Source organism: Thermopolyspora flexuosa (assembly GCF_006716785.1).
Lineage (GTDB): Bacteria > Actinomycetota > Actinomycetes > Streptosporangiales > Streptosporangiaceae > Thermopolyspora > Thermopolyspora flexuosa.
Genome location: NZ_VFPQ01000001.1, coordinates 4,067,645 through 4,094,084, shown reverse-complemented (window position 1 = coordinate 4,094,084; position 26,440 = coordinate 4,067,645). Strand labels below are relative to the sequence as shown.

24 protein-coding genes and 1 tRNA gene are annotated in these 26,440 nt (G+C 72.9%); 15 read left to right on the top strand and 10 right to left on the bottom strand.

Features of this window, described 5'->3' with window-relative positions:
- The first annotated feature begins 34 nt into the window (after nt 1-34).
- Together FHX40_RS17400 and FHX40_RS17395 are read left to right on the top strand one after the other, a co-directional pair.
- Nucleotides 35-1,342, top strand: coding sequence for a sensor histidine kinase (locus FHX40_RS17400; protein ID WP_142260605.1), 1,308 nt, complete (start codon nt 35-37; stop codon nt 1,340-1,342).
- Nucleotides 1,339-1,932, top strand: a complete 594-nt coding sequence (locus FHX40_RS17395; RefSeq protein ID WP_142260604.1) for a response regulator transcription factor — start codon at nt 1,339-1,341, stop codon at nt 1,930-1,932. Before FHX40_RS17400 ends, FHX40_RS17395 begins: the two co-directional genes overlap by 4 nt.
- A gap of 7 nt (nt 1,933-1,939) precedes the next feature.
- Here FHX40_RS17395 and FHX40_RS17390 read toward each other — a convergent pair whose 3' ends face one another.
- From FHX40_RS17390 to FHX40_RS17370, 5 genes are all read right to left on the bottom strand, one after another.
- Nucleotides 1,940-2,944, bottom strand: a complete 1,005-nt coding sequence (locus tag FHX40_RS17390; protein WP_142260603.1) for a LacI family DNA-binding transcriptional regulator — start codon at nt 2,942-2,944, stop codon at nt 1,940-1,942.
- Entirely contained in the window at nt 2,941-4,311 is a 1,371-nt protein-coding gene (locus FHX40_RS25860; RefSeq protein WP_229788998.1) for a GH1 family beta-glucosidase, read from the bottom strand. Before FHX40_RS25860 ends, FHX40_RS17390 begins: the two co-directional genes overlap by 4 nt.
- Nucleotides 4,312-4,471: 160 nt before the next feature.
- Nucleotides 4,472-5,329, bottom strand: a complete 858-nt coding sequence (locus FHX40_RS17380) for a carbohydrate ABC transporter permease (protein WP_142260601.1) — start codon at nt 5,327-5,329, stop codon at nt 4,472-4,474.
- Nucleotides 5,326-6,309: a carbohydrate ABC transporter permease gene (locus FHX40_RS17375; RefSeq protein WP_142260600.1), complete on the bottom strand. Its 984-nt coding sequence runs from the start codon at nt 6,307-6,309 to the stop codon at nt 5,326-5,328. The genes FHX40_RS17380 and FHX40_RS17375 overlap by 4 nt, the downstream gene beginning before the upstream one ends.
- A gap of 83 nt (nt 6,310-6,392) precedes the next feature.
- On the bottom strand, nt 6,393-7,685 hold the full coding sequence (locus FHX40_RS17370; RefSeq protein WP_142260599.1) for an extracellular solute-binding protein: 1,293 nt from the start codon (nt 7,683-7,685) through the stop codon (nt 6,393-6,395).
- A gap of 235 nt (nt 7,686-7,920) precedes the next feature.
- Here FHX40_RS17370 and FHX40_RS17365 point away from each other — a divergent pair, with 235 nt between their 5' ends.
- Entirely contained in the window at nt 7,921-8,793 is an 873-nt protein-coding gene (locus FHX40_RS17365; protein ID WP_142260598.1) for an NAD(P)-dependent oxidoreductase, read from the top strand.
- Between the two features lie 203 nt (nt 8,794-8,996).
- Here FHX40_RS17365 and FHX40_RS17360 read toward each other — a convergent pair whose 3' ends face one another.
- Together FHX40_RS17360 and FHX40_RS17355 are read right to left on the bottom strand one after the other, a co-directional pair.
- Entirely contained in the window at nt 8,997-9,926 is a 930-nt protein-coding gene (locus FHX40_RS17360; RefSeq protein WP_142260597.1) for a hypothetical protein, read from the bottom strand.
- Between the two features lie 172 nt (nt 9,927-10,098).
- Nucleotides 10,099-10,476 (bottom strand): response regulator transcription factor, encoded by a 378-nt coding sequence (locus FHX40_RS17355; RefSeq protein WP_142261850.1) that lies wholly within the window; start codon nt 10,474-10,476, stop codon nt 10,099-10,101.
- A gap of 150 nt (nt 10,477-10,626) precedes the next feature.
- On the opposite strand from FHX40_RS17355, the gene FHX40_RS17350 reads away from it, so the two are divergent.
- A tRNA-Arg gene (locus tag FHX40_RS17350) sits at nt 10,627-10,701 on the top strand.
- A 569-nt stretch (nt 10,702-11,270) separates the two neighbouring features.
- Here FHX40_RS17350 and FHX40_RS17345 read toward each other — a convergent pair.
- Nucleotides 11,271-12,488: an NAD(P)-binding domain-containing protein gene (locus tag FHX40_RS17345; RefSeq protein WP_211350458.1), complete on the bottom strand. Its 1,218-nt coding sequence runs from the start codon at nt 12,486-12,488 to the stop codon at nt 11,271-11,273.
- A gap of 38 nt (nt 12,489-12,526) precedes the next feature.
- The gene (locus tag FHX40_RS17340; RefSeq protein WP_142260595.1) at nt 12,527-13,078 is read right to left on the bottom strand and encodes an OsmC family protein; all 552 of its coding nucleotides are present in this window, start codon (nt 13,076-13,078) and stop codon (nt 12,527-12,529) included.
- An 80-nt stretch (nt 13,079-13,158) separates the two neighbouring features.
- Between FHX40_RS17340 and metX the strand changes: the two genes are divergently transcribed.
- Genes metX through FHX40_RS17325 form a run of 3 tightly spaced genes read left to right on the top strand, consistent with a single transcriptional unit; the run spans nt 13,159 to nt 16,207 of the window.
- Nucleotides 13,159-14,370 (top strand): homoserine O-acetyltransferase MetX, encoded by a 1,212-nt coding sequence (gene metX, locus FHX40_RS17335; protein ID WP_142260594.1) that lies wholly within the window; start codon nt 13,159-13,161, stop codon nt 14,368-14,370.
- Nucleotides 14,371-14,387: 17 nt separating this feature from the next.
- Nucleotides 14,388-15,728 (top strand): O-acetylhomoserine aminocarboxypropyltransferase/cysteine synthase family protein, encoded by a 1,341-nt coding sequence (locus FHX40_RS17330; RefSeq protein WP_142260593.1) that lies wholly within the window; start codon nt 14,388-14,390, stop codon nt 15,726-15,728.
- Nucleotides 15,725-16,207 carry a CoA-binding protein gene (locus tag FHX40_RS17325; protein ID WP_142260592.1) on the top strand — a complete coding sequence of 161 codons (483 nt, stop codon included), beginning with the start codon at nt 15,725-15,727 and terminating at the stop codon, nt 16,205-16,207. The genes FHX40_RS17330 and FHX40_RS17325 overlap by 4 nt, the downstream gene beginning before the upstream one ends.
- A 205-nt stretch (nt 16,208-16,412) precedes the next feature.
- On the opposite strand, the gene FHX40_RS17320 is transcribed toward FHX40_RS17325, so the two are convergent.
- The gene (locus FHX40_RS17320; RefSeq protein ID WP_142260591.1) at nt 16,413-17,318 is read right to left on the bottom strand and encodes a TauD/TfdA dioxygenase family protein; all 906 of its coding nucleotides are present in this window, start codon (nt 17,316-17,318) and stop codon (nt 16,413-16,415) included.
- A gap of 274 nt (nt 17,319-17,592) precedes the next feature.
- Here FHX40_RS17320 and FHX40_RS17315 point away from each other — a divergent pair, with 274 nt between their 5' ends.
- The 8 genes from FHX40_RS17315 to FHX40_RS17280 all read left to right on the top strand — a co-directional run bounded on the left by FHX40_RS17315 (nt 17,593) and on the right by FHX40_RS17280 (nt 26,345).
- The gene (locus FHX40_RS17315) at nt 17,593-18,405 is read left to right on the top strand and encodes an SAM-dependent methyltransferase (RefSeq protein ID WP_142260590.1); all 813 of its coding nucleotides are present in this window, start codon (nt 17,593-17,595) and stop codon (nt 18,403-18,405) included.
- 273 nt (nt 18,406-18,678) lie between these two features.
- Nucleotides 18,679-19,716, top strand: a complete 1,038-nt coding sequence (locus tag FHX40_RS17310; RefSeq protein ID WP_142260589.1) for a zinc-dependent alcohol dehydrogenase family protein — start codon at nt 18,679-18,681, stop codon at nt 19,714-19,716.
- Between the two features lie 354 nt (nt 19,717-20,070).
- Nucleotides 20,071-20,289, top strand: a complete 219-nt coding sequence (locus FHX40_RS17305) for a helix-turn-helix domain-containing protein (RefSeq protein WP_142260588.1) — start codon at nt 20,071-20,073, stop codon at nt 20,287-20,289.
- A complete protein-coding gene (locus FHX40_RS17300; protein ID WP_142260587.1) occupies nt 20,289-20,996 on the top strand; it encodes a Clp protease N-terminal domain-containing protein in 708 nt (235 codons plus the stop codon). The genes FHX40_RS17305 and FHX40_RS17300 overlap by 1 nt, the downstream gene beginning before the upstream one ends.
- An 801-nt stretch (nt 20,997-21,797) precedes the next feature.
- On the top strand, nt 21,798-22,250 hold the full coding sequence (locus tag FHX40_RS17295; protein WP_142260586.1) for a VOC family protein: 453 nt from the start codon (nt 21,798-21,800) through the stop codon (nt 22,248-22,250).
- Between the two features lie 902 nt (nt 22,251-23,152).
- On the top strand, nt 23,153-24,445 hold the full coding sequence (locus FHX40_RS17290) for an ROK family transcriptional regulator (RefSeq protein ID WP_142260585.1): 1,293 nt from the start codon (nt 23,153-23,155) through the stop codon (nt 24,443-24,445).
- 50 nt (nt 24,446-24,495) lie between these two features.
- Complete coding sequence (locus FHX40_RS17285; RefSeq protein ID WP_142260584.1) at nt 24,496-25,506, top strand: ADP-ribosylglycohydrolase family protein; 1,011 nt, start codon at nt 24,496-24,498, stop codon at nt 25,504-25,506.
- Between the two features lie 236 nt (nt 25,507-25,742).
- Nucleotides 25,743-26,345: a superoxide dismutase family protein gene (locus FHX40_RS17280; RefSeq protein ID WP_142260583.1), complete on the top strand. Its 603-nt coding sequence runs from the start codon at nt 25,743-25,745 to the stop codon at nt 26,343-26,345.
- Nucleotides 26,346-26,440 lie beyond the last annotated feature (95 nt).

Below are 26,440 nucleotides of genomic sequence, written 5' to 3'. Positions count from 1 at the left end.
CCATGGAAGGGCTCGACACGACGGCGTGGACGGCGTGACCCGGGGACAGGCACCAAAATCGGCACCGCAACCGGCCGAGCGGCCGGCCGGGACGCGCGGACCGGCGGACGACCGGCGGCCCGGCGGGGAGTCCCGCCGGTGGGCGCCCGCGCGGTGGCCGCTCGGCAGGGGCGACCGGTCGCGGCTCGGCCGGGGGCGGCGGCTCACCTACTGGATGCTCGCCGCCGGCGTGGTGCTGGCCTGGGTGGGGCCGGCCGTGGCCGCGATCCAGGCCGTGATGACCAGCGGGGTGTCGGTCCTCCGCGTGACCGCCCAGGCGGCCGGGCTCACCGTCTTCACCGTCCTGTACCTGCGCGCGGTCCGCTCGGTGCTGGCGGGACGCTTCGCCACCAGGACGGTCGCGGCCGCCGGAGCGGTCACGCTCGCGCTGCTCACCGGGCCGCACTCCGAGTACCTCTCGTGGGTCACGCTCGGCGCGGCCTGGGCCTCCCTCGCCGTGCTCGGGGTGAGCAGCCGCACGGCGGCCGTCATCTGCGTCGCCACCACCCTGGTCACCCCGATCGTCGCGCTGAAGGCGCCGCCGGACCCGGCGACCCTGCTGTTCAACGCGCTGCTGTGCATCCTGCTGCCCTGGTCGAACCGGTTCCAGCTGTGGCTGTGGGAGCTGGTCCGGGACGCCGAGCAGGGCCGCGAGGCCCAGGCGCGGCTCGCGGTGACCGAGGAGCGGCTGCGTTTCGCCCGCGACCTGCACGACCTGGTCGGGCACAGCCTCACCGCGATCGCGGTGAAGAGCGAGGTCGCCGAGAAGCTCGCCCGGAAGGACATGGCCCGGGCCGCCGAGGAGATGGCCGAGGTACGGCGGCTCGCCCGGGAGGCGCTGCGCGAGATCCGCGCCGCGGTGCGCGGCTACCGTACCGTCGACCTCGACGCCGAGCTGCGCAGCGTGCGGGCCGTGCTCGAGGCCGGGGGAGTCCGGTGCACGCTGACGGTGGAGCCGGAGACCGGCACGGCCGGCCTGCCGCAGGACGTGTCCACGCTGCTCGCCTGGGTGGTGCGGGAGGGCGCCACGAACGTGCTGCGGCACAGCAGGGCGGGCGCCTGCGAGATCGGCCTGCGCGTGCGAGACGGAAGAGTGGTGCTGCAGATGCGCAACGACGGAGCCGGGCCCGGGGCGCCGGACGCCCCGGCGGACGCCGCGCCCGGCGGCGACGAGGAGCGGGGGATCGGCCTGGCGGGCCTCGCCGAGCGGGTCGCGTCCGCGGGCGGGGTGCTGCGGGCCGGACCGGCCGGCCGCGGCCGGTGGGAGCTGTCCGCGGAGATCCCGCTGCGGGGGGCGACGTGATCCGCGTGCTGCTCGCCGACGACGAGCACCTGGTGCGCACCGCGATCGCCACCCTGCTCGGCCTGGAGCCGGACATCGAGGTGGTGGCCCAGGTGGGCCGGGGCGACGAGGTGGCCGCCGCGGTCGCCGCCTGCGACCCGGACGTGGTCGTGCTCGACATCGAGATGCCCGGTATGGACGGGCTCGCCGTGGCCGAGTCGCTGCCCGGCCGGGCCGTGCTCATCCTGACGAGCTTCGGCCGGCCGGGCTACCTGCGGCGGGCCCTCGCCGCCGGGGTGCGGGGCTTCCTGCCCAAGGACGCCTCCGCCGACGAGCTCGCCGCGGCGATCCGCAAGGTGCATGCGGGCGGGCGGCACCTCGACCCGGACCTCGCCGCCACCGCGATGATGGCGGGCGAGAACCCGCTCACCGAGCGCGAGCGGGCCGCGCTCGGCCTCGCCGCGCGCGGCGCCTCGGTGAGCGAGATCGCCGCGGAGCTCCACCTCACCGAGGGCACCGTGCGCAACTACCTGTCGAGCGCGATGACCAAGCTCGGCGCGGCGAACCGCATCGCCGCGATCCGCACCGCCCAGGAGATGGGCTGGCTGTGACCGCCCGTCACGCCGAGTCCCGCACGATGAGCTCGGTCGGCAGGATCACCCGGTCGGTGGTCCGCTCGGACGGCGGGGTGAGCAGCAGGCGCACCATCGCGGTCGCCTGGTCGACGACCGGGTGGCGCACCGTGGTGAGCGGGGGATCGGTGAACTTCGCCGCCTCGATGTCGTCGAAGCCGACCACGGCCACGTCGTCGGGCACCCGGCGGCCCGCCCGGCGCAGCGCCTGCAGCGCGCCGATCGCCATCAGGTCGTTCGCCGCGAACACCGCGTCGAGCTGCGGATCGTCCTCGAGCAGCTGCCGCATCGCGACCGCGCCGGACTCCCGGGTGAAGTCGCCGACCGCGACGATCGACCGCCGCCCCGAGCCGCGCAGCGCCTCCCGGTAGCCGGTGAGCCGGTCCTGGCCCGCGATCATGTCCGGGGGCCCGGCGATCGTGGCGATGCGGCGCCGGCCGGTGGCGAGCAGGTGCTCGACCGCACGGCGGGCGCCGCCCACGTTGTCGTTGTCCGCGTACGGCATCTCGACGTTCACCGCCGGCCGGCCGTACGAGACCACCGGCACCCCCATGCGCAGGATCGCGGCCGGGAGCGGGTCGGCGGCGTGCATCGAGATGAGCATGACCCCGTCCACGTGGCCGCCCGCGACGTACCGCTCGATCCGGGCGTGGCTGCGCGGCGAGCTGGCGAGCATGAGCACCACCTGCTTGTCGGCGGCCTCCAGCTCGACGCTCACCGTGCGGATCACGATCGAGAACAGCGGATCGTCGGAGAAGACCCGGGACGGGGGCTCCGAGGCGACCAGGGCGTAGGAGTCGGTGCGCTTGGTGACGAGGCTGCGGGCCGCCGAGTTCGGGATGTACCCGAGCTCCTCGATCGCCCGCATCACCTGGGCGCGGATCTCCGGGGTGACCGTCGGCAGGCCGTTCACCACCCGGGACACCGTCGCCCGGGACACTCCGGCACGCGCCGCCACCGCCTCCAGCGTCGGTCGTCTCGTCCTGCTCACCGCACTCCGTTCCGCCGGATCACATCCCGATACCACAGCGCGCTGTCCTTGGGCACCCGCCGCTGGGTCCCATAGTCCACGTACACGATGCCGAACCTCGGGTGGTAGCCCTCGGACCACTCGAAGTTGTCCAAGAGTGACCATACGAGATAGCCGCGCAGGTCGGCGCCCGCCTGGATGGCGGCGTGCGCGGCGCGCAGGTGGCCGTCGAGATAGGCGATGCGGTCCCGGTCCGGGACGCGGTCGCCGCCCGCCCCGTCCGGCTCCACCGTGTCGTCGAACGCCGCGCCGTTCTCGGTGATGAGCAGGCCGACGCCGGGGTACTCGCGGGAGAGCCGGACGAGCAGGGAGCTGAGCCCGGTGGGGTCGATCTCCCAGCCGAGCGCGGTGACCGGGCCGGCGGGCGGCTCGAAGCGCACGCCCTCGGTGCCGGGGAAGGCCGGGTTCGCGGGCTCGCCGGGCCGGGCCGAGACCACGCTCGGGTTGTAGTAGTTGACCCCGAGCAGGTCGATCCGCCGGCTGATCAGCTGGAGGTCGCCGTCGCGGATGTGGCCGAGCCCGGCGTGGCGCTCCACCACCTCGAGCACGTCCTCCGGGTAGCTCCCGCGCAGCGCGGGGTCGAGGAACTGCCGGTTGAGCAGGCCGTCCACGAGCCGGGCCGCGGCCTGGTCCGGCTCCGACGTGGCGTGCGGCGGGGTGCGCACCGGGGCGAGGTTGAGGGTGAGTGCGATCTGGCCGGCCCCGGCCTCGCGGAGCGCGGCCACGCCCAGGCCGTGCGCGAGCAGCAGGTGGTGCGCCGCCCGGAACGCGTCCGCCGGGCTGGTACGGCCCGGCGCGTACCGGCCCGAGGCGTAGCCGAGGAACGCGGCCACCCACGGCTCGTTCAGCGTGGTCCAGGTGCGCACCCGGTCGCCGAGCCGGTCGTACACCGCCCGCGCGTACTCGGCGAACCGGTACGCGGTGTCCCGCTCGGGCCAGCCGCCCGCGTCCTCCAGGGCCTGCGGCAGGTCCCAGTGGTAGAGCGTGACGTACGGGGTGATCCCGGCCCGCAGCAGCTCGTCGACGAGCCGGTCGTAGAAGTCGAGGCCCCGGGCGTTGACCGGGCCGCGGCCGTCCGGCTGCACCCGCGGCCAGGCGACCGAGAACCGGTACGCCCGCAGGCCCAGCTCGCGCATGAGCGCCACGTCCTCGGCGTACCGGTGGTAGTGGTCGCAGGCGACGTCGCCGGTGTGCCCGTCGCGCACCTTGCCGGGCGTGTGCGAGAACGTGTCCCAGATCGACGGGCCCCGGCCGTCCTCGGCCGCCGCGCCCTCGATCTGGTAGGCGGCGGTCGCCGCCCCCCACACGAAGCCGTCCGGGAAAATCACGTCGTCGTGGTCCTGGCCGGCGGCGCTCAGCGTCGCCGGCCGCCCCCGAGTCTCGGTGTCGATGATCGTTCTCCTTCCGTGATCGGTGCCCTGCGCGGGCCGTTGCCGGTGGCCGCGAACGGTGCCCGCCGCGGCTCGGGTACGGCGGGCCGTACCGGCGTCATCCCTTGACGGCGCCCTGCATGATGCCGCCGATGATGTGGCGGCCGAGCAGTGCGAACACGAGCACGAGCGGCAGCGTGGCGACCGCGGTGCCCGCGAGGCCGAGGGTGAAGTCCTGCACGTATCCGGCGGCGAGCTGGGACAGCGCCACCTGCACGGTGGGGTTCTCCGGGGTGAGCACGACGAGCGGCCAGAAGTAGTCGTTCCAGGCCGTCATGAAGGTGAGCATGCCGAGCACCGCGGCGGCCGGCCGGGCGATCGGCAGCACCACCCGCCAGAACAGCGCCCAGGTGCTCGCCCCGTCCACCCGCCCCGCCTCGATCAGCTCGGTCGGCAGCGCCCGGGACAGGTACTGGGTCATGAAGAACACCCCGAAGGCGCTCACCAGCGACGGCACGATCACCGCGTACATCGTGCCGGTCCACTCCAGCTTGATCATCATCATGTAGAGCGGGATGATCCCGAGCTGGGTCGGCACCATCATCGTGGCGATGACGAGCACGAGCAGCGCGTTGCGCCCGCGGAACCGCAGCTTGGCGAAGGCGAACCCGGCGAGCGTGGAGAACAGCATCACCGAGATCGTGATCGACCCGGCCACGAGCACCGAGTTGAGCAGCGCGAGCTGGAACGGCGCGGTGTCGAACACCCGGGCGACGTTGGCGAAGAAGTTGCCGCCGGGCAGCAGCGGCGGCGGAATCTGGGCGAGCGCCGAGTTGTCGTGCGAGGCGACGACCACGCTCCAGTAGATGGGGAACGCGGAGAAGAACGCCACCGCGGTGAGGGTGAGGTAGGTGAGCGGCCGCGAGGCGATGCTCTGCCACGCCCGCCGTATCGAGGTGGTGTGTCGGTTCGTCATGAGTCGAGCGACCCCCGCATCCGCCGTACCAGCAGGAAGTTGATCCCGACGACGATCACGACCAGCAGGAACATCACCCAGGCCGCGGCCGAGGCGTAGCCGAACTCGAAGCTGCGGAAGCCCTGCTCGTACAGGTACAGGGCGAGGGTCTGGAACTGCCGGTCCGCGCCGCCGGTGGCCATCGCGCCCGCGCTCACCTGCGCGCCGAACAGCATCGGCTCGGCGATCACCTGCATCGAGCCGATCGTGGACACGATGACGGTGAAGATGATCGTCGGCCGGATCATCGGGATCGTGATGCTGACGAGCTGCCGGAACGTGGACGCGCCGTCGAGCGTGGCGGCCTCGTACAACTCACGCGGTACGGCCTGCATCGCGGCGAGGTAGATCAGCGCGTTGTAGCCGGTCCACCGCCACATGATCATCGTGGCGATCGCGGCGTGGCTGGTCGCGGTGCCCGCCTGCCAGTCGATGCGGCCGAGCCCGAAGGCCTCGAGCACCATGTTGATCAGCCCGAACTCGCGGCCGAAGAGCTGGCTGAAGATCACCACGACGGCGACCACGCTGGTGACGTTCGGCAGCAGCAGGGTGACCCGGAAGAAGGTCTGCGCCCGCAGCGGCCGGTTGAGCAGGTGGGCGAGCCACAGCGCGAACAGCAGCTGCGGCACCGCGGACAGCACGCCGATGGAGAGCGTGTTGAACGCCGCGTTCCAGAAGTACTCGTCGGCGAGCAGCTCGGTGTAGTTGTCGAGGCCGACGAAGGTCTGCTCCGACGACAGCAGGTTCCAGTCGTACAGCGACACCCACGCCGTGTACGCCAGCGGGAACAGGCCGAAGGCGAAGAACAGCAGGAAGAACGGCGAGATGTAGGCGTACGGGGAGATCTTCGTGTCGAACAGGTGCCGGCGGGGGCGCGGGTGGCCGGCCGGGCGGGACGGCGCGGGCCGGGACCGGGCCTCCGCCTTCACGGGAGCGGACATCGGTTTCCTTTCCGGCTGCGCGGGCCCGCGTGGCGTGGCGTACGCCGGCGGGCCCGCGGACGACGTCGGCGGAGGGGCCGGGCCTACCTGATCTTCTCCACGTCCTTCAGCACCTGCTGCCAGGCCTCATCGGGCGACTGCTTGCCCTGCTCGACCCGGGTGAGGCCGTTGCCGATGGCCGTGCGCACGTCGCCCTCCTTGGGGCCGAGGTGCTGCGGCTTGAGGTTGCGCGCCGCGTCGGAGAAGATCTTGCCGACGGGGGCGTTGTTGAAGAACTCCTTCTTGAAGTCCTGGATGTCCGGCTGGTCGTAGAGGGCCGGGATCGACGGGAAGTTGCCGGTGCTCTTGAACACCTTCGCCTGGTTCTCCGGCGAGGTGAGGAACATCACCAGCTCGGCGGCCTCCTTGTGGTGCTTGCCCTGCTTGGGCACGGTCAGGTGGCTGCCGCCGCTGTTGCCCGCGCCGCCGGGGATCGCGGCGATGTCCCACTTGCCGGCCGCGTTCTTCGCCTGGTCCTGGATGTAGGCGGTCATCCACGCCGGGCACACCACGGTGGCGAACGAGCCCTTGGCGAAGCCGGTGTTCCACTCGGGGGTGAACGCGCCGATCTTCGCCGACAGGCCGGCCTGGATCATCTGCACGCTCAGGTCCCAGGCCTGCTTCACGTGCGGGTTCGTGGCCACGACGATGTTGTCGTTCTCGTCGTACACGCCGACCGGGGCCTGGCCGATCATCGCCCGGAAGATCTCGCCGGGGCCGTCGAAGAACTTCGCGCCGTCCGGCGCCTTCTCGGTGAACTTCTTGCCGACCTCGATGTACTTCTCCCAGGTGGGCCAGAGCTGGGACACCTCGTCGCGGTCGCTCGGCAGCCCGGCCTTCTCGAACAGGTCCCTGCGGTAGCACATGGCGAGGCCGCCCACGTCGGTGCCGAGCCCGACGATCGTCGAGCCGTCCTTCGCCAGCCCCTGCTTCCACTTCCAGTCGAGGTAGTCCTTCTCCCGCTCGCCCGCGCCGTAGTCGCGCAGGTTGACGAACTTGTCCGGCTGCGCGGTGAACGAGCTGATGTAGCCGACCTCGATCGCCTCCACGTCGGCCGCGCCCGCGCCGGTGGCGAGGCGCGCGGCGAGGTTGGTGTGGTGGTCGGCGAAGGCGGCCTGGCGCTCCTCGATCTCGATGTTGGGGTGGGTCTTCTTGAACTCCTCGTACAGCGGCCCGAAGCCGAAGTCGCCGAACAGCCCGACGGTCAGCTTGATCTTCTCGCCCGGGGCCGCGCCCTGCCCGCCGGAGCCGGCCCCGCCCCCGCCGCCGCAGGCGGCGACCATGAGCATCGCGGCCGAGACGAGCGGAACAAGGAGCCGGGAACGCGATCTACCCATTGGGAACCCTCTCTGGGTGCCAGAAATCTTGATCATGAAGAGAGCGCTCTCCGTTAAGATTGTTTGTAATTTTCATGGCGGTCAAGGGCTGACTAGGTAACAATTGCTGTTACCCAACGGGCGCTGAGCGTGTTTGAGAGCGCTCTCAGATCGGTACGGCGGAGCCGTTGACGCGGCGGACCGGTGCGGCACAGACTCGCGGAAAGGTGATCGCAGCAGGCCCGGGAGGTGGCCGGTGACCCGCATCGGATGGATCGGCGTCGGCAGGATGGGGGCCGCCCTGGTGGCGCGGCTGATCGCGGCCGGGCACGCGGTGACCGTGTACAACCGCACCCGGGCGAAGGCGGAGGCGATCTCCGGCGCGACCGTCGCCGACGCGATCGCCGACCTCGCCGGGTTCAACGTGGTGTTCACCTCGCTGCCGGACTCCCCGCAGTTCGCCGAGGTCGCCACCGCGCTGCTCGACGCGGGCGGCTGCCGGGTGCTCGTCGACACCTCGACCGTCGCGCCCGACGTCTCGCAGCGCGTCCGGGACCGGGCCGCGGCGGAGGGCACCGCGCTGCTCGCCGCCCCGGTGAGCGGCAACCCCGGCGCCGTCGCCGCGGGCAACGCCACGCTCGTGGTGTCCGGCCCGCGGGAGGCGTTCGACGAGGTCTCCGGCGTGCTCGGCGCCCTCGGCCGGGCCGTGAGCTACGTGGGCGAGGGGGAGAGCGCCCGCGTCGCCAAGCTCTGCCACAACATCGTGCTCGGCGTGCTCACCCAGGCGCTCGCCGAGGTGACGGTGATGGCGGAGAAGGCCGGCATCCCCCGGGCGACCTTCCTCGGCTTCCTCAACGACTCGGTGGTCGGCTCCACCTTCACCCGGTACAAGACCCCGGCCCTGGTCGGGCTCGACTTTACCCCCTCGTTCACCACCGAGCTGCTGCGCAAGGACTTCGACCTTGGCCTCGCCGCCGCCCGCGCCCTGCAGGCCCCGGTCCCGCTCGCCGCGCTCACCCACCAGCTCATCCAGGCCGCCGTGGCCACCGGCCACGGCCAGGAGGACTTCGCCGCCCTCCTCGTCGAGCAGGCCCGCGCCGCCGGCCTCGACCTCGAACCCGAGGGCTGAGCCGTACGGCCGGGCCGAACCGGCGGGCGCGGTGCGGTCCGCTGTGCCGAGGTGATCGCAGGATGTGGCCCGGCCCGTCGGTCCTCGTGACCCAGGGCCGACCACGAGCGGGCCAGGCCCGGGACCGGAGCCGTACGGCCTCCCCGGCGAGCCCGCTGAACGATCGCCGGGCTTCCCGGCGAACGGGCATGCAGGCCCCGGCCTCAAGCCGGAGTGGCAAGCCGTACGGCCGGGCCGTACCGGCGGGCGTGCCCCGGGCCGTGCCGCGGGAATCGGCCCACGGCGGGCTGGCGGGCGGTCTCCGGGCATGCCTCGGCCCCGGTCCGCGTGACGCGGAGCCGGGGCCGGGTGTCCACCGCAGGCTGTGACCGTGGACGGGTGTGGCCACGGCCCGAGGGCTCCCTCGGGTGGTGAGCCCTCAGGCCGTGGTCGTCGCCGAGGGCGTGGCCGACGGCGACGGTGGTGAGGAGTGAGGTTGGTCGTTGTCGCGGCCGTGCCAGTGGGGGCCTCTCCGGTAGTGCCGGAAGCCACGGCTCGGCCGCAGGTCCCTGTCGAGGATCGCGCGCGGTCGCGGTACCGCCCTCCACCTGGGCCGTCACCGCGACCTGGTGGCCGACCTGGACCGCGCCGATCCCCTGGTCGCTGTTGATCCGGGTGTCCGAGGTGACCACGTACTCCCGGGTGTAGCCGTCCGCGCTGCGGACCGTCACCGAGTCCTGGTCGACCGCGGTGACCTCGCCGACCTGGACGGCGACCGTCCGCCACTGGCCCTCCTGCGCGCCGGGCACCGTGAACTCGCCGTGGATGCTCCCGCCGAAGGGCCGGAACCACCGCGAACCCCGGCCGTCGCGCCACCGGGATCGCCCGTCCCGGTCCGGCCCGGCGGACGGGCTCTCGCTCGGGGCCGGGCTCTGACTCTCGCTCGGGGCCGGGCCGCCCGTGGCGGTGGCCGTGGGCGTCGGCGTCCCGGGCTCCGGGGTGTCGGTCGTGGTCGCGGCCGCCACTCCCGCGCCCGCGGTCACCGTGATCGCGGCGACCGCGGTGAAGAGGACGGACCTCGGGAGGCGGCGACGCCGGGGAGGTCCGCTCTCGAGGATCTCCGTCGTGCTGAACTCGTCGTGGCCGGGACTCATCTCTTCTTCCTTCGCACCAGCAGGATGAGTCCAGGATGCGCCCTGGCGGCTAAGACCGCTGTAAGGTCATTCGTCCTGTTTGCCCAGCTAGATGGCCATTGCCCCGCCGGCGGCCGCGGCCCGCGCGTCGTCCCGCCCGCTCCCGCCCCGGTTCCACCCCGTCCGGCCGCGCTCAGCCGTGCTGCGGCGCCCGCGCCTGCTGCGCCAGCTCGCGCACGAGCTGGATGAGCTCCTCCGGATCGAACGGCTTGGTCATGTAGGCGTCCACCCCGAGCGAGAGCCCGCGCTGCTTGTCGGCCTCCTGCGCCCTAGCGGTGAGCAGGATCACCTTGATGTGCCTGGTCCGCTCGTCGTCCCGCAGCCGGGTGGCCGTCACCCACCCGTCCAGCCGCGGCATCATCACATCGAGGGTGATCACATCCGGCCGGACCTCCAGCACCCGGTCGAGGCAGTCCTGCCCGTCGCAGGCGGTCTCCACCTCGAACCCCTCCAGGGTGAGGTTGACCGCGATCAGCTGCCGGATGACCTCGTCGTCATCCACCACCAGCACACGCCCAGGAGAATCACTCACGGCCGCGAGGCTAAACCAAACCCCCTCTCTCCGCCCACTCCCCGCCCGAACCGTGTCCGGTCGTTGATCCGTGACCCCGCCGATGTCCCAACCACCCCTCGACGACTGGTAACCTTGAACCCGCGGCGCGCCCCCTTAGCTCAGGGGATAGAGCACCGGCCTCCGGAGCCGGGTGCGCAGGTTCGAATCCTGCAGGGGGCACCATCGAAACCAGCTCACCGCGAGTGAGCTGGTTTTTCCGTCTGACCGAAGGATCGCCGGCGCCGTCTCGGCCCGCCCGCCATGGCTTCCGGCGGGGCGACGAGCACGAGGGGCCCGGGGCCGTCAGGATGACCATGGCGATCGGCCGGTGCACCCGATGGCCGGTCGCGAGGCGTCGTCCTTCCCATCGCCGGGCGGGGCCGACATCCATCCAGCTGCCACTGCCTGACACCGGCGTACACGGCGTTGCGGGGCCGGTCTGCCACCATTACCGACCGGGCGCATGGGGGATGACGCGCCCTTGCCGGTCACACAGCGTCTCGCCGGACGCCACCGCGCGGTCGTACGGGAGTGGACCTCAGCGAAAAGGTCCCCCAGACCCGTCGATGCCGGTCCCACCTGACCGTAAGACCAGCCCGGGACGCGGCCTGTCCACGCGGTGCGGCCGGACAATCGAGCGTCGGCAATTGGCTCCCGATCGCACCCCGCGGTTTGTACCGGTGGAGTAGATAAGCCGGCCCAGGATCGGCTGGGCCGGCTTTCGCGTGGCTCCGCGGGTACGCCGGACGGCGTCACGCGGCGTGGTCCAGATGCCCGGCGAGGTGGTCGATGACCTCGCGGGCGTCGGACTCGATGCCGTTGATGAAGGTTGACCTGCGGCGGCGCAGGACGGGGAGGCCCAGGGCGTACAGGCCGGGGCTGTCGGCGACCACGCCGCCGTCGTGGCGGAGGTGGCCCTTGTCGTCGACGACCGGTACGTGGAGCCAGGAGTAGTCGGGGCGGAAGCCGGTGGCCCACAGGACCGTGCGGATCTCGCCGCTGCGCAGGTCGATGCGCAGGCGGGCGGACGACGGGACCCGGGTGGGCTCGAAGCGCTCGGGGGCGTCGACCTCGTCGTCGCGGCCGGTCTCGCGCGCCCACTCGTCGAAGGTGTTGAGCAGGCGGTTCATCTTGAGGTCCGCGAGCGTGAACATGTTGCGCAGGCCGCCGGAGAACAGCGCGACGCCGTCGCGCACCGCGGCCCAGCGGCCCACCAGCTCGACCCCCATGGCGGTGAGCGCGTTGAGGTCGAGCGTCACCCGCTCGGGGGTGCCGACGAGCTGGGGGGAGGGCAGGCGGCGGGCCCGGGTGAGGTCGTCGATCTCGTCGTACCGCTGGTCCCACACGCCCGAGTGGTCCATCCACCACAGCACGTCGCGGCCGCGGTAGACGCGCGGCAGCCGTACGTGCTCGCCCACCGAGAGGATCACCTGGCGGCCGGACCGCTGCAGCTCGGCGGCGAGCTGCACGCCGGTCGCGGACGCGCCGACCACGAGCACGCCGCCCTCGGGAAGCGCGTCGGGCCCGCGGTAGTCGAACGGGGTGATCTGCACGATCTCCGGCGGCACGCCCTCGCTGAGCCCGGGCACGTTCGGCCGGTTGCAGGCGCCGCTCGCCAGCACCACCGTGCGGGCGCGGAACTCGCCGTCGCTCGTGGTGAGGTGGTAGCCGTCGTCGCCGCGCCGTACCGAGGTGACGTTCACGCCGGTGCGGACGGGGGCGCGGGTGAACGCGGCGAAGCCCTCGATGAACTTGATCACCTCGGGCATGGACATGTAGCCGTCCGGGTCCGGGCCGTCGTAGTGGAAGCCCGGCAGGCGGCTCTGCCAGTTCGGGGTGAGGAGGCGGAGGGAGTCCCAGCGCTCCCTCCGCCAGGAGTTCGCCACCTCACCGCGTTCGAGCACGACGTGGTCGATCGACCGTTCGCTCAGGAAGTGGCTCGCCGCGAGGCCGGCATGGCCGGCCCCGATGACGACCGTGGTGACTTGCTCGCTGATGGCCGGACCTTTCAGGCGACTTCGACGGTGACGTCCGTCGGGTTGGTGAGGGCGTCGAACACGGCCGAACGCTTCTGGGACTGGGCCACCAGGGCCTCGATGTCCTCGCGGGAGGCGTCGGCGTCGATGTGGAACGTGACCTTGATGTCGTTGTAGCCGTTCCGGACGTCGGGGTCGGCACCGAGGATACCCCGGATGTCGTGGCGGCCCTCGACGGTGGCCTCCACCGAGCGGAGCTGGATGCCGCGGTTCTGCGCGACGGAGGCGATGCCGGCGGTCAGGCAGCTCGCCAGGCCGACGAGGAGGTACTCGATCGGGGTGATGCCGTCGTCCTCGGCCCCGAAGACCTCGGGGTGGTCGGCCTTGAACACCGACTCGCTCTTGTGCTCCCGGTCCTCACCGAGGCCGTAGAACTCCTTGACGGTGATGGTGGTGTTGACGCCCCGCTCCCACTTGGACTTCGCCTTCCAGACGAACTGGGCGGCCTCCGGCTGCTGCTTCAGGGCCTCGCGGGCGTCGAGCAGGTGCTTGACGTTCACACCGTTGTCGACCGTGGTCGTCATGAGATCCGTCCTTTGCCTAAATCCCAGGTTTGCCGCTAGGTATTTGACCATATACGGAAGGCGGCGGCTAGCATGGCCCCATGTCACACTCAGTACCGACGGTCGCACCCGGCAGTGTCGGCGTGGTGGAGACCCGGTACCTCGACCTGCCGGAGCCGATCCCCCTCGACTGCGGCCGCGAGCTGTACCCCGTGCGTGTCGCCTACGAGACCTACGGCACCCTGTCGCCGCTGCGCGACAACGTGATCCTGGTGTGCCACGCGCTCAGCGGCGACGCCCACGCCGCCGGCATCGCCAAGACGCCGCCCGAGGCGGGCACCCGTGACGGGTTCGGCGCCGAGGAGCGGGACGGCGCGCGCAACAAGGGGCTCGGCTGGTGGGACGGGATGATCGGTCCCGGCAAGGCCTTCGACACCGACCGCTACTTCGTCGTCTGCACCAACCTGCTCGGCGGCTGCCGCGGCACGACCGGGCCGTCGTCGATCAACCCGGAGACCGGCGAGCCGTACGGGCCGGACTTCCCCGTGATCACGGTCGCCGACATGGTGCGGACGCAGCGGGCGTTCCTGCGGGCGCTGGGCATCGAACGGCTCGCCGCGGTCGCCGGGGGCTCGCTCGGCGGCATGCAGGCCCTGGAGTGGGCGGTCAGCTACCCCGACGAGGTCGACTCGATCGTGGTGATCGCCAGCACGCACGCGCTCCACCCGCAGGGGGTGGCGTGGAACGCGATCGCGCGTGAGGCGATCATGCGGGATCCGGCCTGGCAGGGCGGCCGCTACTACGGCACGGGCCGGGCGCCCGACGCCGGCATGGGCGTGGCCCGGATGGTGGGCCACATCACCTACCTGTCCGCGGTCGCGCTGGAGGGCAAGTTCGGCCGCCGGCTGCAGTTCTCCGACGACATCCGCTACACGATCACCGAGCCGGAGTTCCAGGTGGAGAACTACCTGCGCCACCAGGCCGGCTCGTTCGTCAAGCGCTTCGACGCCAACACCTACCTGTACCTGTCGCGCGCGCTCACCTACTTCGACCTGGCGCGGCAGCACGGCGGCGGGTCGCTGGAGCGGGCCCTCGAGCCGGTCCGTGCGCGGACCCTGCTCATCGCCTTCAGCTCCGACTGGTTGTACCCTCCCTCCGCGTCCGAGGAAATCGAGCGGGCGCTGCGTGCCCTCGGCAAGCCGGTCGAACTGCATGTGATCGACGCGCCGTACGGTCACGACTGCTTCCTGCTCGAGGAAGCGCGACAGACGCCCATCATCCAGCGGTTCCTGGCCGAGGCCGGGGCCGACTGACGTCGAGGAAGAGGACTGTGACCGACCGGTTCCCCCGTACAGAGGAGGCGCGGGAGTTCGGGTTCGAGACCCGGCAGGTGCACGCCGGGCAACGGCCCGACCCGAACACCGGCGCCCGTGCCGTACCGATCTTCCAGACCACGAGCTACGTCTTCGAGGATCCGGAGTCCGCGGCGGCCTACTTCAACCTGCAGGAGTACGGCAACACCTACTCCCGCATCATGAACCCGACCGTCGCCGTGTTCGAGGAGCGGGTGGCGAACCTCGAGGGCGGCTGCGGCGCGGTCGCGTTCGCCAGCGGCATCGCCGCGCAGGCGGCTGTGTTCTTCACCCTGCTGCGCCCGGGCGACCACGTGGTCGCGTCCGCCGCGCTCTACGGCGGTACGGTGAACCAGCTCAAGCACCTGCTCGGCAAGATGAGCGTGGAGCTCACCTGGGTCGACCCCGACGACCCGGAGGCCTGGCGCAAGGCGGTGCGGCCGAACACCAAGGCGTTCTACGGCGAGACGATCGGCAACCCCGCCGGGAACGTGCTCGACATCGAGACCGTGGCGGCGATCGCGCACGAGCACGAGGCACCGCTGATCGTGGACAACACGTTCGCCACGCCGTACCTGTGCCGCCCGATCGAGTGGGGCGCGGACATCGTGATCCACTCGGCGACCAAGTTCATCGGCGGCCACGGCACCACCCTCGGCGGCGTCGTGGTCGACAGTGGAACGTTCGACTGGTCGAACGGGCGCTACCCGGTGATCGCGGAGCCCTCGCCCGCCTACCACGGGCTGAAGTTCCACGAGACGTTCGGCATGTACGGCTTCCTGATGAAGCTGCGCGCCGAGACCCTGCGTGACCTGGGCGGCGCGCTCTCGCCGTTCAACGCGTTCCTGCTGCTGCAGGGGCTGGAGACGCTGTCGCTGCGCATGGAGCGGCACGTGCAGAACGCGCTCGCGGTCGCGCGGTACCTGCAGGAACACGAGCTGGCCTCCAACGTCACCTACCCTGGCCTGCCGGACAGCAGGTACCGGCCGCTGGTGGAGAAGTACCTGCCGCGCGGTGCCGGGGCGGTGTTCTCGTTCGACTGCGCGGGCGGCCGCAAGGGCGGGCAGAGCTTCATCTCCGGCCTCACCCTGTGGTCGCACCTGGCGAACGTCGGCGACGCCAAGAGCCTCGTCATCCACCCGGCGAGCACCACCCACCGGCAGCTCAGCGACGACGAGCTGCGGGCGGCCGGCGTCGGGCCGGGGTCGGTGCGGCTGTCGGTCGGCATCGAGTCCGTCGACGACCTCATCTGGGATCTGGAACAGGGGTTCGCCCGCGTCGCCGCGGTGCTCGAGGAGGAGAAGGCGGGGGCGGCATGACCGATCTCGCGCGCTACCAGGACCCGCTCACCATCCAGCGCGTCCTCCACACCGCGAAGACGATCGCGATCGTGGGGCTGTCCAAGAACGAGCTGCGGGCGAGCAACTTCGTCGGCTACTACCTCCAGCGGCACGGCTACCGGGTGATCCCGGTCAACCCCCGGGAGACCGAGATCCTGGGGGAGACCAGCTACCCGAGCCTGCTCGAGGTGCCCGAGCCGGTGGACGTGGTGAACGTGTTCCGCGCCCCGGACGCGCTGCCCGGCATCGCCCGCGAGGCCGTACGGATCGGCGCCCGCGCCCTGTGGGGCCAGTTCGGCGTGGTGAACGAGGAGGCGGCGCGGATCGCCGAGGAGGGCGGCGTCACCGTGATCATGGACCGGTGCATCAAGGTCGAGCACGCGCGCTACGTCGGCCGGATGCACTGGCTCGGCTTCAACACCCAGCGCATCACCTCCGTGCGCGGCGGCCTCCAGTAGCCGCCCTTGCGGATCGCCGCCCGGGCCGTCCGAGCCCGGGCGGCCGCGTCCCTCGCCCGGCCGTACGGCGGGCACGGGTGATCAGCCGAGGATGAGCGGGCGCCTCGCGGCCGGTGCGCCGCGTTCGGCGCGCTGTCGGAGAGCCGGCGGGGAAAGCGGCGTCGGCGTCCGCCGGGGCCGGGGCTCGATGCCCGGATCGGCCGCCTCAGGCCGCGCCCGCGGCCGGGGTGAAGTGGGCGGCGTCGTCGCCCTCGATGATGTGGCTCGTCCGGCCGTCCACGCCGACCGGGACGTCGCCGGCCACGGTCACCCGGTGGAGTTTGCGCGGCAGGTCGTCGTAGTCGTCCGGGGCGTAGTGCTGGGTGATCCGGTTGTCGAAGACCAGCAGGTCGCCCGGCGACCAGGTCCAGCGGAACACGTTCTCGGGACGGACGACGTACGACTGGAAGATCTGCAGGATGGCCTGGCTCTCCCGGAGGTTCAGGCCGACGATGCTCTGGGCGAACCCGTTGACGAACAGGCCGCGTTCCCCGCTCTCGGGGTGCACCCGGACCACCGGGTGCGCGGTCTTCCACACCCGCGAGGTGAAGACCTTGCGGTACGCCTCGCCCTTCGCGTTGCGGGCCGGGCGGATGTAGTCGTTGTCGTTGGTGTGCACCGCCCACAGCCGGTCGGCGAACTCGCGCAGCTCCCGCGGCAGGTCCCGGTACGCCGTGGCGGCGTTGGCGACCAGCGTGTGCCCGCCGTACGGGGGGATGACGAGCGCGCGCAGCGTGGTGATGCTCGGCGGCGTGCGGATGAAGGTGACGTCGGTGTGCCAGTGGTTGGAGCGGATGCCCTGCTCCGCGTCCACGGCGAGCACCTCCGGTCTGCCCGCCACCGACGGCACCGTGGGGTGCGCCCCGGTGAGCGGGCCGAACCGGGCGGCGAAGGCGATCTGGTCCTCGTCCGTCAGCTCCTGGCCGCGGAAGCCGAGCACCTTGTGCTCCAGCAGCGCGGCCTTGATCTCGGCGAAGGCGGTGTCGGACAGGTCGCGCACGTCGACGCCGACGACCTCGGCCCCGATTCGCCCGCCGATCTTCCGGATCTCGAACCGGGAATCACTGGACATGCTGCGTCCCCTCCTCGCGGGTGGTGGGCGGACGGTGGATCTCCGGTACGCCCCGGCGGCGTGGCCCGCCGGACGGCGGCAATAAACCTGTATTTCCTACTGTATAAGACGGAAATTTGCCCGGGAAGCCCTTCGCCGCGACCCGTGGCCATCCGAGGGAGCGAGGCCGTCCGCCCGGTACGGCGAGCCCGCTCGGCGATTGTCCTGCGGTGGGCGATCAATCCAACTATGTTGGTGATCAACCAGATGTGACCGCCCTGGAAAGTTGGACGAGATGAGCGAGGAAAAGGCGCCACCCGGGATCGACCCCACGGTTCCGAGCGCGGCACGGATCTACGACTACCTGCTGGGCGGTAAGGACAACTTCGCCGCGGACCGGGCGGCGGCGGAGAAGCTGCTCCAGCTCGCGCCGAACGTCAGGGAGGGCGTGCGGGAGAACCGGCGCTTCCTCAAGCGCGCGGTCACGCTCCTGGCCGAGCGCGGCATCCGCCAGTTCCTCGACATCGGCGCCGGACTGCCCACCCAGGAGAACGTGCACGAGGTGGCGCTCTCGGTCGCCCCGGACTCCCGCGTCGTCTACGTCGACAACGATCCGATCGTGCTCGTGCACGGCCGGGCCCTGCTCGCCGACAACCGGCAGACGATCGTGGTCGACGGCGACCTGCGCGAGCCGGCGACGATCCTCGACAACCCGGAGGTCACCGGCCACCTCGACTTCGCCAAGCCGGTGGCGGTGCTGCTGCTCGCCGTCCTGCACTTCGTCCCCGAGCAGGAGCACGCCGAGCGCATCGTGACCACGCTGCGGGATCGGCTCGTGCCCGGCAGCGCGCTCGCCATCACCCACCTGACCAGCGGTGACCTCGACGAGCGGAAGGTGGACGAGGGCCGCGCCGTCTACCAGGGCACCGGTACCGGCATGCCGACCCCGCGCACCCGCGAGCAGGTGCTGCGCTTCTTCGACGGCTTCGAGCTCGTGCCGCCGGGCGTGGTCGCCACCCGGGAGTGGCTCGAGGACGAACCCCTCGCCCTGCCGCCCCTCCCCGGCGTGGACGGCTTCGCGGGCATCGGCATCCTCCCCGGCTCCTGACCCCGCCGAACCGGGCAGACCGTACGGCGCGGCGACCGCGCGGCCGGCCGTACGGCAGGGCACCGCGGCCGTCCTCCGGTGCCGGACGGGTTTGACCATGCCGTCCGGCGGTACCGGATCCACCTTTCCTTCAGCGCGCCCGCGTCGGCCACGTGCGCATCGAGTGACGAAGGGCTGCGCAGGAGGGGCCTTCCGCCACTGGGTGGGGCGGGCTCGCCCGAGGGACGGTGGAACCGCCCCTCGTAAGAGCCCAGCGGAACCGGAGGAGGACGCATGAAGGCGATGGTGTACCAGGGGCCGGGCAACCGGTCCTGGCAGGAGGTTCCGGATCCGGAGATCATCGACGACACCGACGCGATCGTCGAGGTGCGGGCGGTGACGATCTGCGGCACGGACCTGCACATCCTCAAGGGGGACGTGCCGACGGTCGAGCCGGGGCGGATCCTGGGCCACGAGGCGGTCGGTACCGTCGTGCGCACCGGCGCCGCGGTACGCACGATCGCGGAGGGCGACCGGGTGCTGGTGTCGTGCATCACCGCGTGCGGCCGGTGCCGGTACTGCCGGATCGGCATGTTCGGGCAGTGCCTCGGCGGTGGCGGATGGATCCTCGGCCACCGGGTCGACGGCACGCAGGCCGAGTACCTGCGCGTGCCGTTCGCCGACACCTCCACCTACAAGCTCCCGGAGGGGGTCGCCGACGAGTCCGCGCTCATGCTCGCCGACATCCTGCCCACCTCGTACGAGGTCGGCGTGCTCAACGGCAAGGTGGGCCCGGGCGACACCGTGGTGGTCGTGGGCGCCGGCCCGATCGGGCTCTCCGCGATCCTCTCGGCGCGGCTGTTCACCCCGAGCCACATCGTCGCCGTCGACCTGGCCCCGGCCCGGCTGGAGGCGGCCAAGCGCTTCGGCGCCGACGTGGTCGTCGGCCCGGGTGACGACGCCGCCGCGGCGGTCGCCGAGCTCACCGGCGGGCTCGGCGCGGACACCGCGATCGAGGCGGTCGGCGTGCCGGAGACGTTCGAGCTGTGCACCCGCCTGGTACGGCCCGGCGGCCGGGTGGCGAACGTCGGCGTGCACGGCAAGCCCGCCACGCTGCACCTCGAGGACCTGTGGATCAAGAACGTCACGATCACCACGGGCCTGGTGGACACCTACTCCACCCCGACGCTGCTCGACATGATCGCCGCGGGCCGTCTCGACCCCACGGCGTTCATCACCCACCGCTTCGCGCTGGAGGAGATGGAGGCCGCGTACGAGACGTTCGCCAACGCCCAGGACACCGGGGCGTTGAAGGTGGTCCTCACCAGGTAGGCCGCGAGGCGGTTCGCGCGTTCCCGGTTACGGCACGGCCGCCTTGGCGGGCACCCGCCGTACGGGCGCGGGTGGGTGACGCCCGTTTCGGTGAGGTGGCACCGCGCCTCCGCACGAGCCGGGCACTTGGCCTTGAGCAGGGGGGACCCAGGGTGAACGGCCCGATGTTCTGAGGAGGGGCCCACTCCGTGGAATCGATGCCGGGCGGAGGGCGGCCGGTGGGCCGAGGTCGCCGTGGCGGCCACCGGGGGTGCGCTTACCCAGGCGGCGGCCGCGCGATCCCGGCCCAGGAGCGAGGCAGGCGGTGCGTCAGCATATGTTGACGGCCTCGAGTCGTCAGCATATGCTGACGCCATGTCCGTGAACGCCGATCTCGAACAGGCGCTGCACGGGGATGATCTCGACGCCGGACTGCGCGCGGTCGCGAGGCTGCGTCGTCTCGTGGAGAGGCTGGAGGCCGAGCGCGTCGCGGCGGCGCGCCGGGCGGGCTGGTCCTGGCGGGACATCGCGGTCCGGCTCGGGGTCACCAAGCAGACCGTGCACCGCAAGTACCACCGTCTCCTGGAGGGCTGATGTTCCGCGGTGACGATCCCGACCTGAGCCGGACGATCGGGCGGGCGTGGGTGCTCGCCCGCGACCTCGGGCACCCGAGGGTGGGCGCCGAGCATCTGCTGCTCGCGCTCGCCGTGGGCGGCGGTACCGTCGCGGAGCTGCTGGGCGCGCACGGCGCCACCGAGGACGCGATCCGCGCGGCGGCCCGCGCCGCCGAGCCCGCCGACGCCGGGGCGGCGGCCGACCGGGAGATGCTCGCCAGGCTCGGTGTCGACCTCGACCGGATGCTGGGCGAGGCCGGTACGGCGCTGCTCGACCGGCCGCCCGCGCGGGAACCGCTGCTGCCGCTCGGCGCGGCCAGGGCGCGTCGCCGCTGCGCCCGGATGAACCCCCCGATCGGCCTGGACGCCCAGGCGGCCTACGAGGCCTCGCTGCGGCTGGCCCTCGCCCGCCGCGAGCGGTGGCACCGCCGGGAACATCTGGCCCTCGCGCTCGTCGCCTTCGACGCCGGCACGGCGTGGGTGCTCAACCGGGCGGGCGCGGAACCGGAGACGGTGCTCGCCGCCCTCGCCGCGGCCTTCCCGCCGCCGCGCCGGAACGTGGTGCTGCGCCTCGACCGCCGCCTTGGCCGCCGATCCCGCCTCGCCGACCTCGTCCGGCGCTACCAGCGCACCACAGGGCGCACCGTGACCGCCGGTCCGGCCGCCGTGATGCCTCTGGTCTGCTGAGCCGAGTGACATGGGAGGGCACCGGCCGTTCCCTTCCACCGCAGGTTCCCCCGTCGCGGCGCCCGCAGCGGCGCAACGGCGTGGGCGTCGCGGTGGGTCGCGGTGACGTCCCGCGCGGGTCCCGGTTGCCCGTCGGTCTCGTCCGGTGCCGCGGGGCGGCACCGGGCGTCGTGCCCACGGCCCGGCCGCCGCCGTGTCCCTCGGTGGCACACCACGGGCGGCGGGGGAGGGCACCTCATCGCCCCCACGGCGTGCCGCCGTACCCGAAATGCCGGACCCGCTCGCCCGATCGATCGGATCACGCCCGGCCTTCGGCGGCCGTCGCCGCCTAGGGTGGCGATCATGGGGACTCAGGTGCCCGCACGGCTGTCGTGGGCGGTGGAGACGCTGTGCCTCGGGCCGGACGAGCGGGTGCTGGAGACGGCTGCGGGCGCGGGGTGGCCGCCGCGCTCGTGCTCGACCGCCTTGACCGGGGCACCTACCTCGGCCTCGACCGATCGAGCACGGCCATCGAGGCCGCCGTGCGGCGCAACCGGGACGCGGTGGCGGCGGGGCGGGGACCGGCCCCGCGGAACGCGAGCTGCCCGCCCTGCGGCGCCGGCCGGCGTCCGGCGGCGGGTTCCACCTGTACTGGGAGGCGCCGCCGGAGGCGCGCGCGGGCGAGATCGCCGCGAAGGTGGCGTCGGCCGTGGCGGATCACGGTTTCTCGGTGACCACGCTGACCGGCCGCGACGTCGGCGAGGCCCGTCTCGTAGGTATCCTCGCCACGTTTTGACCTTGTCGACACCGAGGGGGTGTGGGATGAGCGCGGCAGGAACGGGTGGCGACGCGCCGGTGGTCCGGCAGCTGCGCGTCGTGGTCGAGGCGGAGGACTACGACGCGGCCGTCGCCTTCTTCCGTGACGTGCTCGGCATGCCCGAGCAGGCGGCGATCTCCGGGGAGGGCGACGCCCGGGTGACGATCCTCGACGCCGGCCGGGCGACGCTGGAGATCGCGAATCCGGCGCAGAAGCGGTTCATCGACGAGGTGGAGGTGGGCCGCCAGGTGGCGCCGAAGATCCGGCTCGCCTTCGAGGTGGACGACACCCCTGCGGTGACCGCCCGGCTCGTCGAGGCGGGGGCCGAGCAGGTCGCCCCGCCGACGAGGACCCCGTGGCGCTCGCTCAACTCGCGGCTGGACGCGCCCGCGGGCCTGCACATCACCGTGTTCCAGGAGCTCGGCGAGTCCGAGAAGGGAACGCCCGAGGGCTCCTGACCGGCAATCGCGGCGCCCCGGCCTCCATCGTCGCGCCGGCCCCGGAGCGGGTCAGGGCACCGGAGGCTTGAGGTGCGGATCCGGCAACGGCTTCAGGGCCACCGGCACCGCCGCGCCCTGCACCCGAACCGGAGAAGGACGTCGCCCTCACGCACCGATACCGGGGCGCCGGCCGGGAGCGTGCGGACGCGGGCGCGGCTCAGGTGGAGTGGTTCGCCGGGGATCCGGCAGGCCGTGGCCGAGCACGGTGGCCCCCGAGGGCCACGACCAGCGCGTGCCGGTACTCTGCCCGACCGGCGTTCCGTACGGCCGGCTCGTGCCCTCGGACGAGGGGGACGGTGTCCCATCACGCCTGGAACGCTGTCCGGAATGTCGACTTCCTGCTTCGATGCAGTGAGTCGTCACGTGGCTCCTGGGTCGTCCCGCGCTGCGAAACCGCAGGTGGGCGGCGCTTTCCGGCATCCCTTGACGGTCCGGTGTTGACTGGCGATAGGTGAGTTGTGAGGTGATCGACCCCTTGTTCCGTGTTGCATCGTCCGGCCGTGGGCGCGCATCGGAGCCCGTCTCCGGCCGCCCCGCGCAGCGCGCCCGTACGGCCGGGTGTCACTTGCCAGAGCACACGTTCTATGTTCATATGAACACATGGCCCGATCGGTAATTCCCTGTCCGTCGCCGCGGACGTCCTGTCCCGAGGCGTCCGAGGCGGCATACGAGGGCCACCCGGCAGGCGGCGGACGGCGGGCTCGGTCCGTGAACGTTCCACGCCCGTGGCCTTTCCCGCCGCGTCCCGGTCGGAAGCGTGGCCGGTACCCGCGTAACGCGCCCGGGGCGCCGCGGGTGATCGGCATGCGCGATCGCGTCCTGCCCCCGCGCCGCCAGGCGTCCGGCCCGCGGGCGGCGGCATGGTGAAGGGCGGCCGTTCCCAGGAGGAGATACGCCGGCACAACCTCGGGACCCTCCTGCGGCACCTGCACCGAAGCGGCGCGTTGTCCCGGTCGGAGCTCGCCCACCGCATGGGGCTCAACCGGAGCACGATCATGGCGCTGACCGCCGAGCTGTCCGCGGCCGGGCTCGTCCGGGAGGAGCAGCCGCGGGACACCGGCCGGGCGGGGCGGCCGTCCCTCGTGGTCCGTCCGGACCCCCGCCTGTACGTGCTCGCGTTCGACGTCCGGGTCGACCGGCTCGTCGCCGCGCGGGTGGCGCTCGGCGGACGGATCCTCGACCGCCGCGAGGCGGTACGGCGGCGCGCGGGCGCCGACCTCGAGTACGTGGTCGAGGTGCTCTCCGCGTTCGGGCACGAGCTGCGCCGTACCGCGCCGCCGGACGCGCTCTGCGTGGGGGTGGGCGCCTCCTACTGCGGCATGATCAGCCGCGCCGACGGCATGGTGCGGTACGGGCCGAACCTCGGCTGGGTGGACCAGGCGTTCGGCGCCGAGCTCGGGCTGCGGCTCGGGCTGCCGGTGCTCGTCGGCAACGAGGCCCACCTCGGCGCGGTGGCCGAGCACGAGCGCGGTGCGGGCGTCGGCTACCGGAACCTCGTCTACCTGCACGGCGACGTCGGCGTCGGCGGCGGGATCATCGTCGACGGCAGGCTGCTCGACGGCGAGCGCGGGTACGGCTGCGAGCTCGGCCACATGATGGTGAACCCGTACCAGGGACGGCCGTGCGCCTGCGGTTCGCGCGGCTGCCTGGAGGCGGAGGTCGGCGAGCAGGCGCTGATCGACCTCGCCGGGCGGTCCGGCGAGCTGTCCGGCCGCGAGGGCTGGCACACGGTGGTGCGCGCCGCCGACGAGGGCGACGCCGCGGCCCGTGACGCGTTCCACCGCATCGGCGACTGGCTCGGCATCGGCGTGGCCAACCTGATCAACCTGTTCAACCCGGGCATGGTGATCTTCGGCGGCATGCTGCGCGAGGTCTACCCGCGCGCCGAGGCCCAGGTCCGGGCGCGCATCCGGGCGAACGTGCTGCCCGTCTCCCGCGAGCAGGTACGGCTCCGCGTGGCCGGGCTCGGCGACGACGCCACCCTCGTCGGCGCCGCCGAGCTCGCCTTCTCCCGGCTGCTGGAGGACCCGCTCGAGGTGCTCGCCGAGATGCGCGCCTACGAGCGCCGGACCGCGGCGCGCCGGGCGGCCGGGCACCCGCCCGTCCCGGGCGGCGCCCACCGGCGGCACCCCCGGGGCTGCCTCAACCGGTGACCCACCCGGCGGTGCCGTACCGATTCGATGACGGCTGTGGGGTTGAGCACGTGAAACGAGCGGCGACCGGAACCCTGCTCGGCCTCGCCGTCGGCGACGCGCTGGGCTACCCGGCCGAGTTCCTCGGCGTCGGCGAGATCACCGCCCGGTACGGCCCGTGGCGCGCGATGACCCTGATCGTCTCCGGCGGCCGGGTGCTCGTCAGCGACGACACCCAGATGACCCTCGCCGTGGCCGAGGCGCTCGCGGACGCGACCGCGGCCGGGCCGCTCACCCCGGACCGGCTCGTCGGCCCGCTGCGCGACCGCTTCCTCGCCTGGTGGCGGTCGCCGGACAACGACCGCGCGCCCGGTACGACCTGCCTGCGCGCCTGCGCGCTGCTCGGCGACGGCCGCCCCTGGCAGGCGGCGAGCCAGACCGGGTCGAAGGGCTGCGGGGCGAACATGCGCGTCGCGCCGGTCGCGCTCGTCCCCGGCCTCGACGGGCCGACCCGCTCGGCCGCCGCCCAGCTCCAGGCCGCCCTCACCCACGGGCACCCCACCGCGCTCGCCGCCGCCGACCTCACCGCCCACGCGGTACGGCTGCTCGCCGACGGGACCGACCCCGCCGAGCTGGTGGCCGCGCTGCGCGACCACGCCAAGGCGTCCCGCACCGTCTACCACGGCGACTGGCTCGGCGACCTCGCCGCCCGCGCCGGGGCCGCCGACCCCGCGGCGTACCTCGCCCGCGGCTGGGACGAGTGCCTCGCCGTGCTCGACCGCCTGGAGCGCGCGCTCGCCGCCCCCGACCTCGAGGCCGACCCGTGCCTCGCCACCGGCGCGGGCTGGACCGCCGAGGAGGCGTTCGCCACCGGCCTGTACTGTTTCCTGCTGCTGCCCGGCGACCCGCTCGCCGCGGTGCGCCGCGCCGCCTGCTCCTCCGGCGACTCCGACTCCATCGCCGCGCTGACCGGCGCGTTCGCCGGGGCCTGGCACGGCGCCGCCGCCTGGCCCGCCGACTGGACCGCGCACCTGGAGCACCGCGACCGGCTGCTCGCCCTCGGCGCCGCCTGGGACGCCTGACGCGCGCCCGGCCGCCGCGCGACCGCGGCTTGGGCCGTACCCGGTAGGGCGTTGACCGGCACGCGGGCGGGCGGGACGCGCCCGAAAGCGCGGGGTGGGACCGGCAAGACAGTACGGGTGCAGAGTTGACGTCGGCTTGGGCCACGCCGCCGGGACGGCTACCTAACCTGGCTGTACCCGACGTCGGCGTTCCGCCGCGGCGGCGGGGCGCCGGCGGAACCGGAAAGGGGATTTCCATGCTCCGGTACGCAGCTGTCTCGTTGACCCTGGCGTCGCTCACCGTGGCGGGCGGCGCCGGCGCCGCGTGGGCCTCGCCGTCCCCGTCGCCCACCGCGTCGCCCACCGGCGGGGTGAGCGCCGAGCTGAAGGACGCCGAGGGCCGGACCGTCGGCACCGTCGAGATCGAGGACGCGGGCGACGGCAAGACCCGGGTGACCGTCAAGACGCGCGACCTGCCCCCGGGCTTCCACGGCCTCCACCTGCACGCCAAGGGCGTCTGCGACGCCTCGGCCAAGGACCCGGAGACCGGCAGCCCGTTCTCCAGCGCCGGGGCGCACCTCGGCTCGGGCGACCACCCGGACCACGAGGGCGACCTGCCCAACCTGCTCGTCAACAAGGACGGCACCGGCGAGGGCTCGTACGTGACCGACCGGGTCCAGGTGGACAAGCTGGTCGGTGGCGAGGGCACCGCGATGCTCGTGCACGAGAAGCCGGACAACCACGGCAACATCCCCGAGCGCTACCGCGTGGACGGCAAGGGCGGGCCGGACGCCGAGACCCGCAAGGCCGGCGACTCCGGCGGCCGCATCGCCTGCGCCGAGCTCAAGCGGCAGAACTGACCCGGTTGCCCGGGCCGCGCCCGGGCGCGCCTCCGACTTTCGGCCGATGCGGGCGGCGCGTTTCGCCCGGTCGGCCGATCCGCGGTACGGGGCGG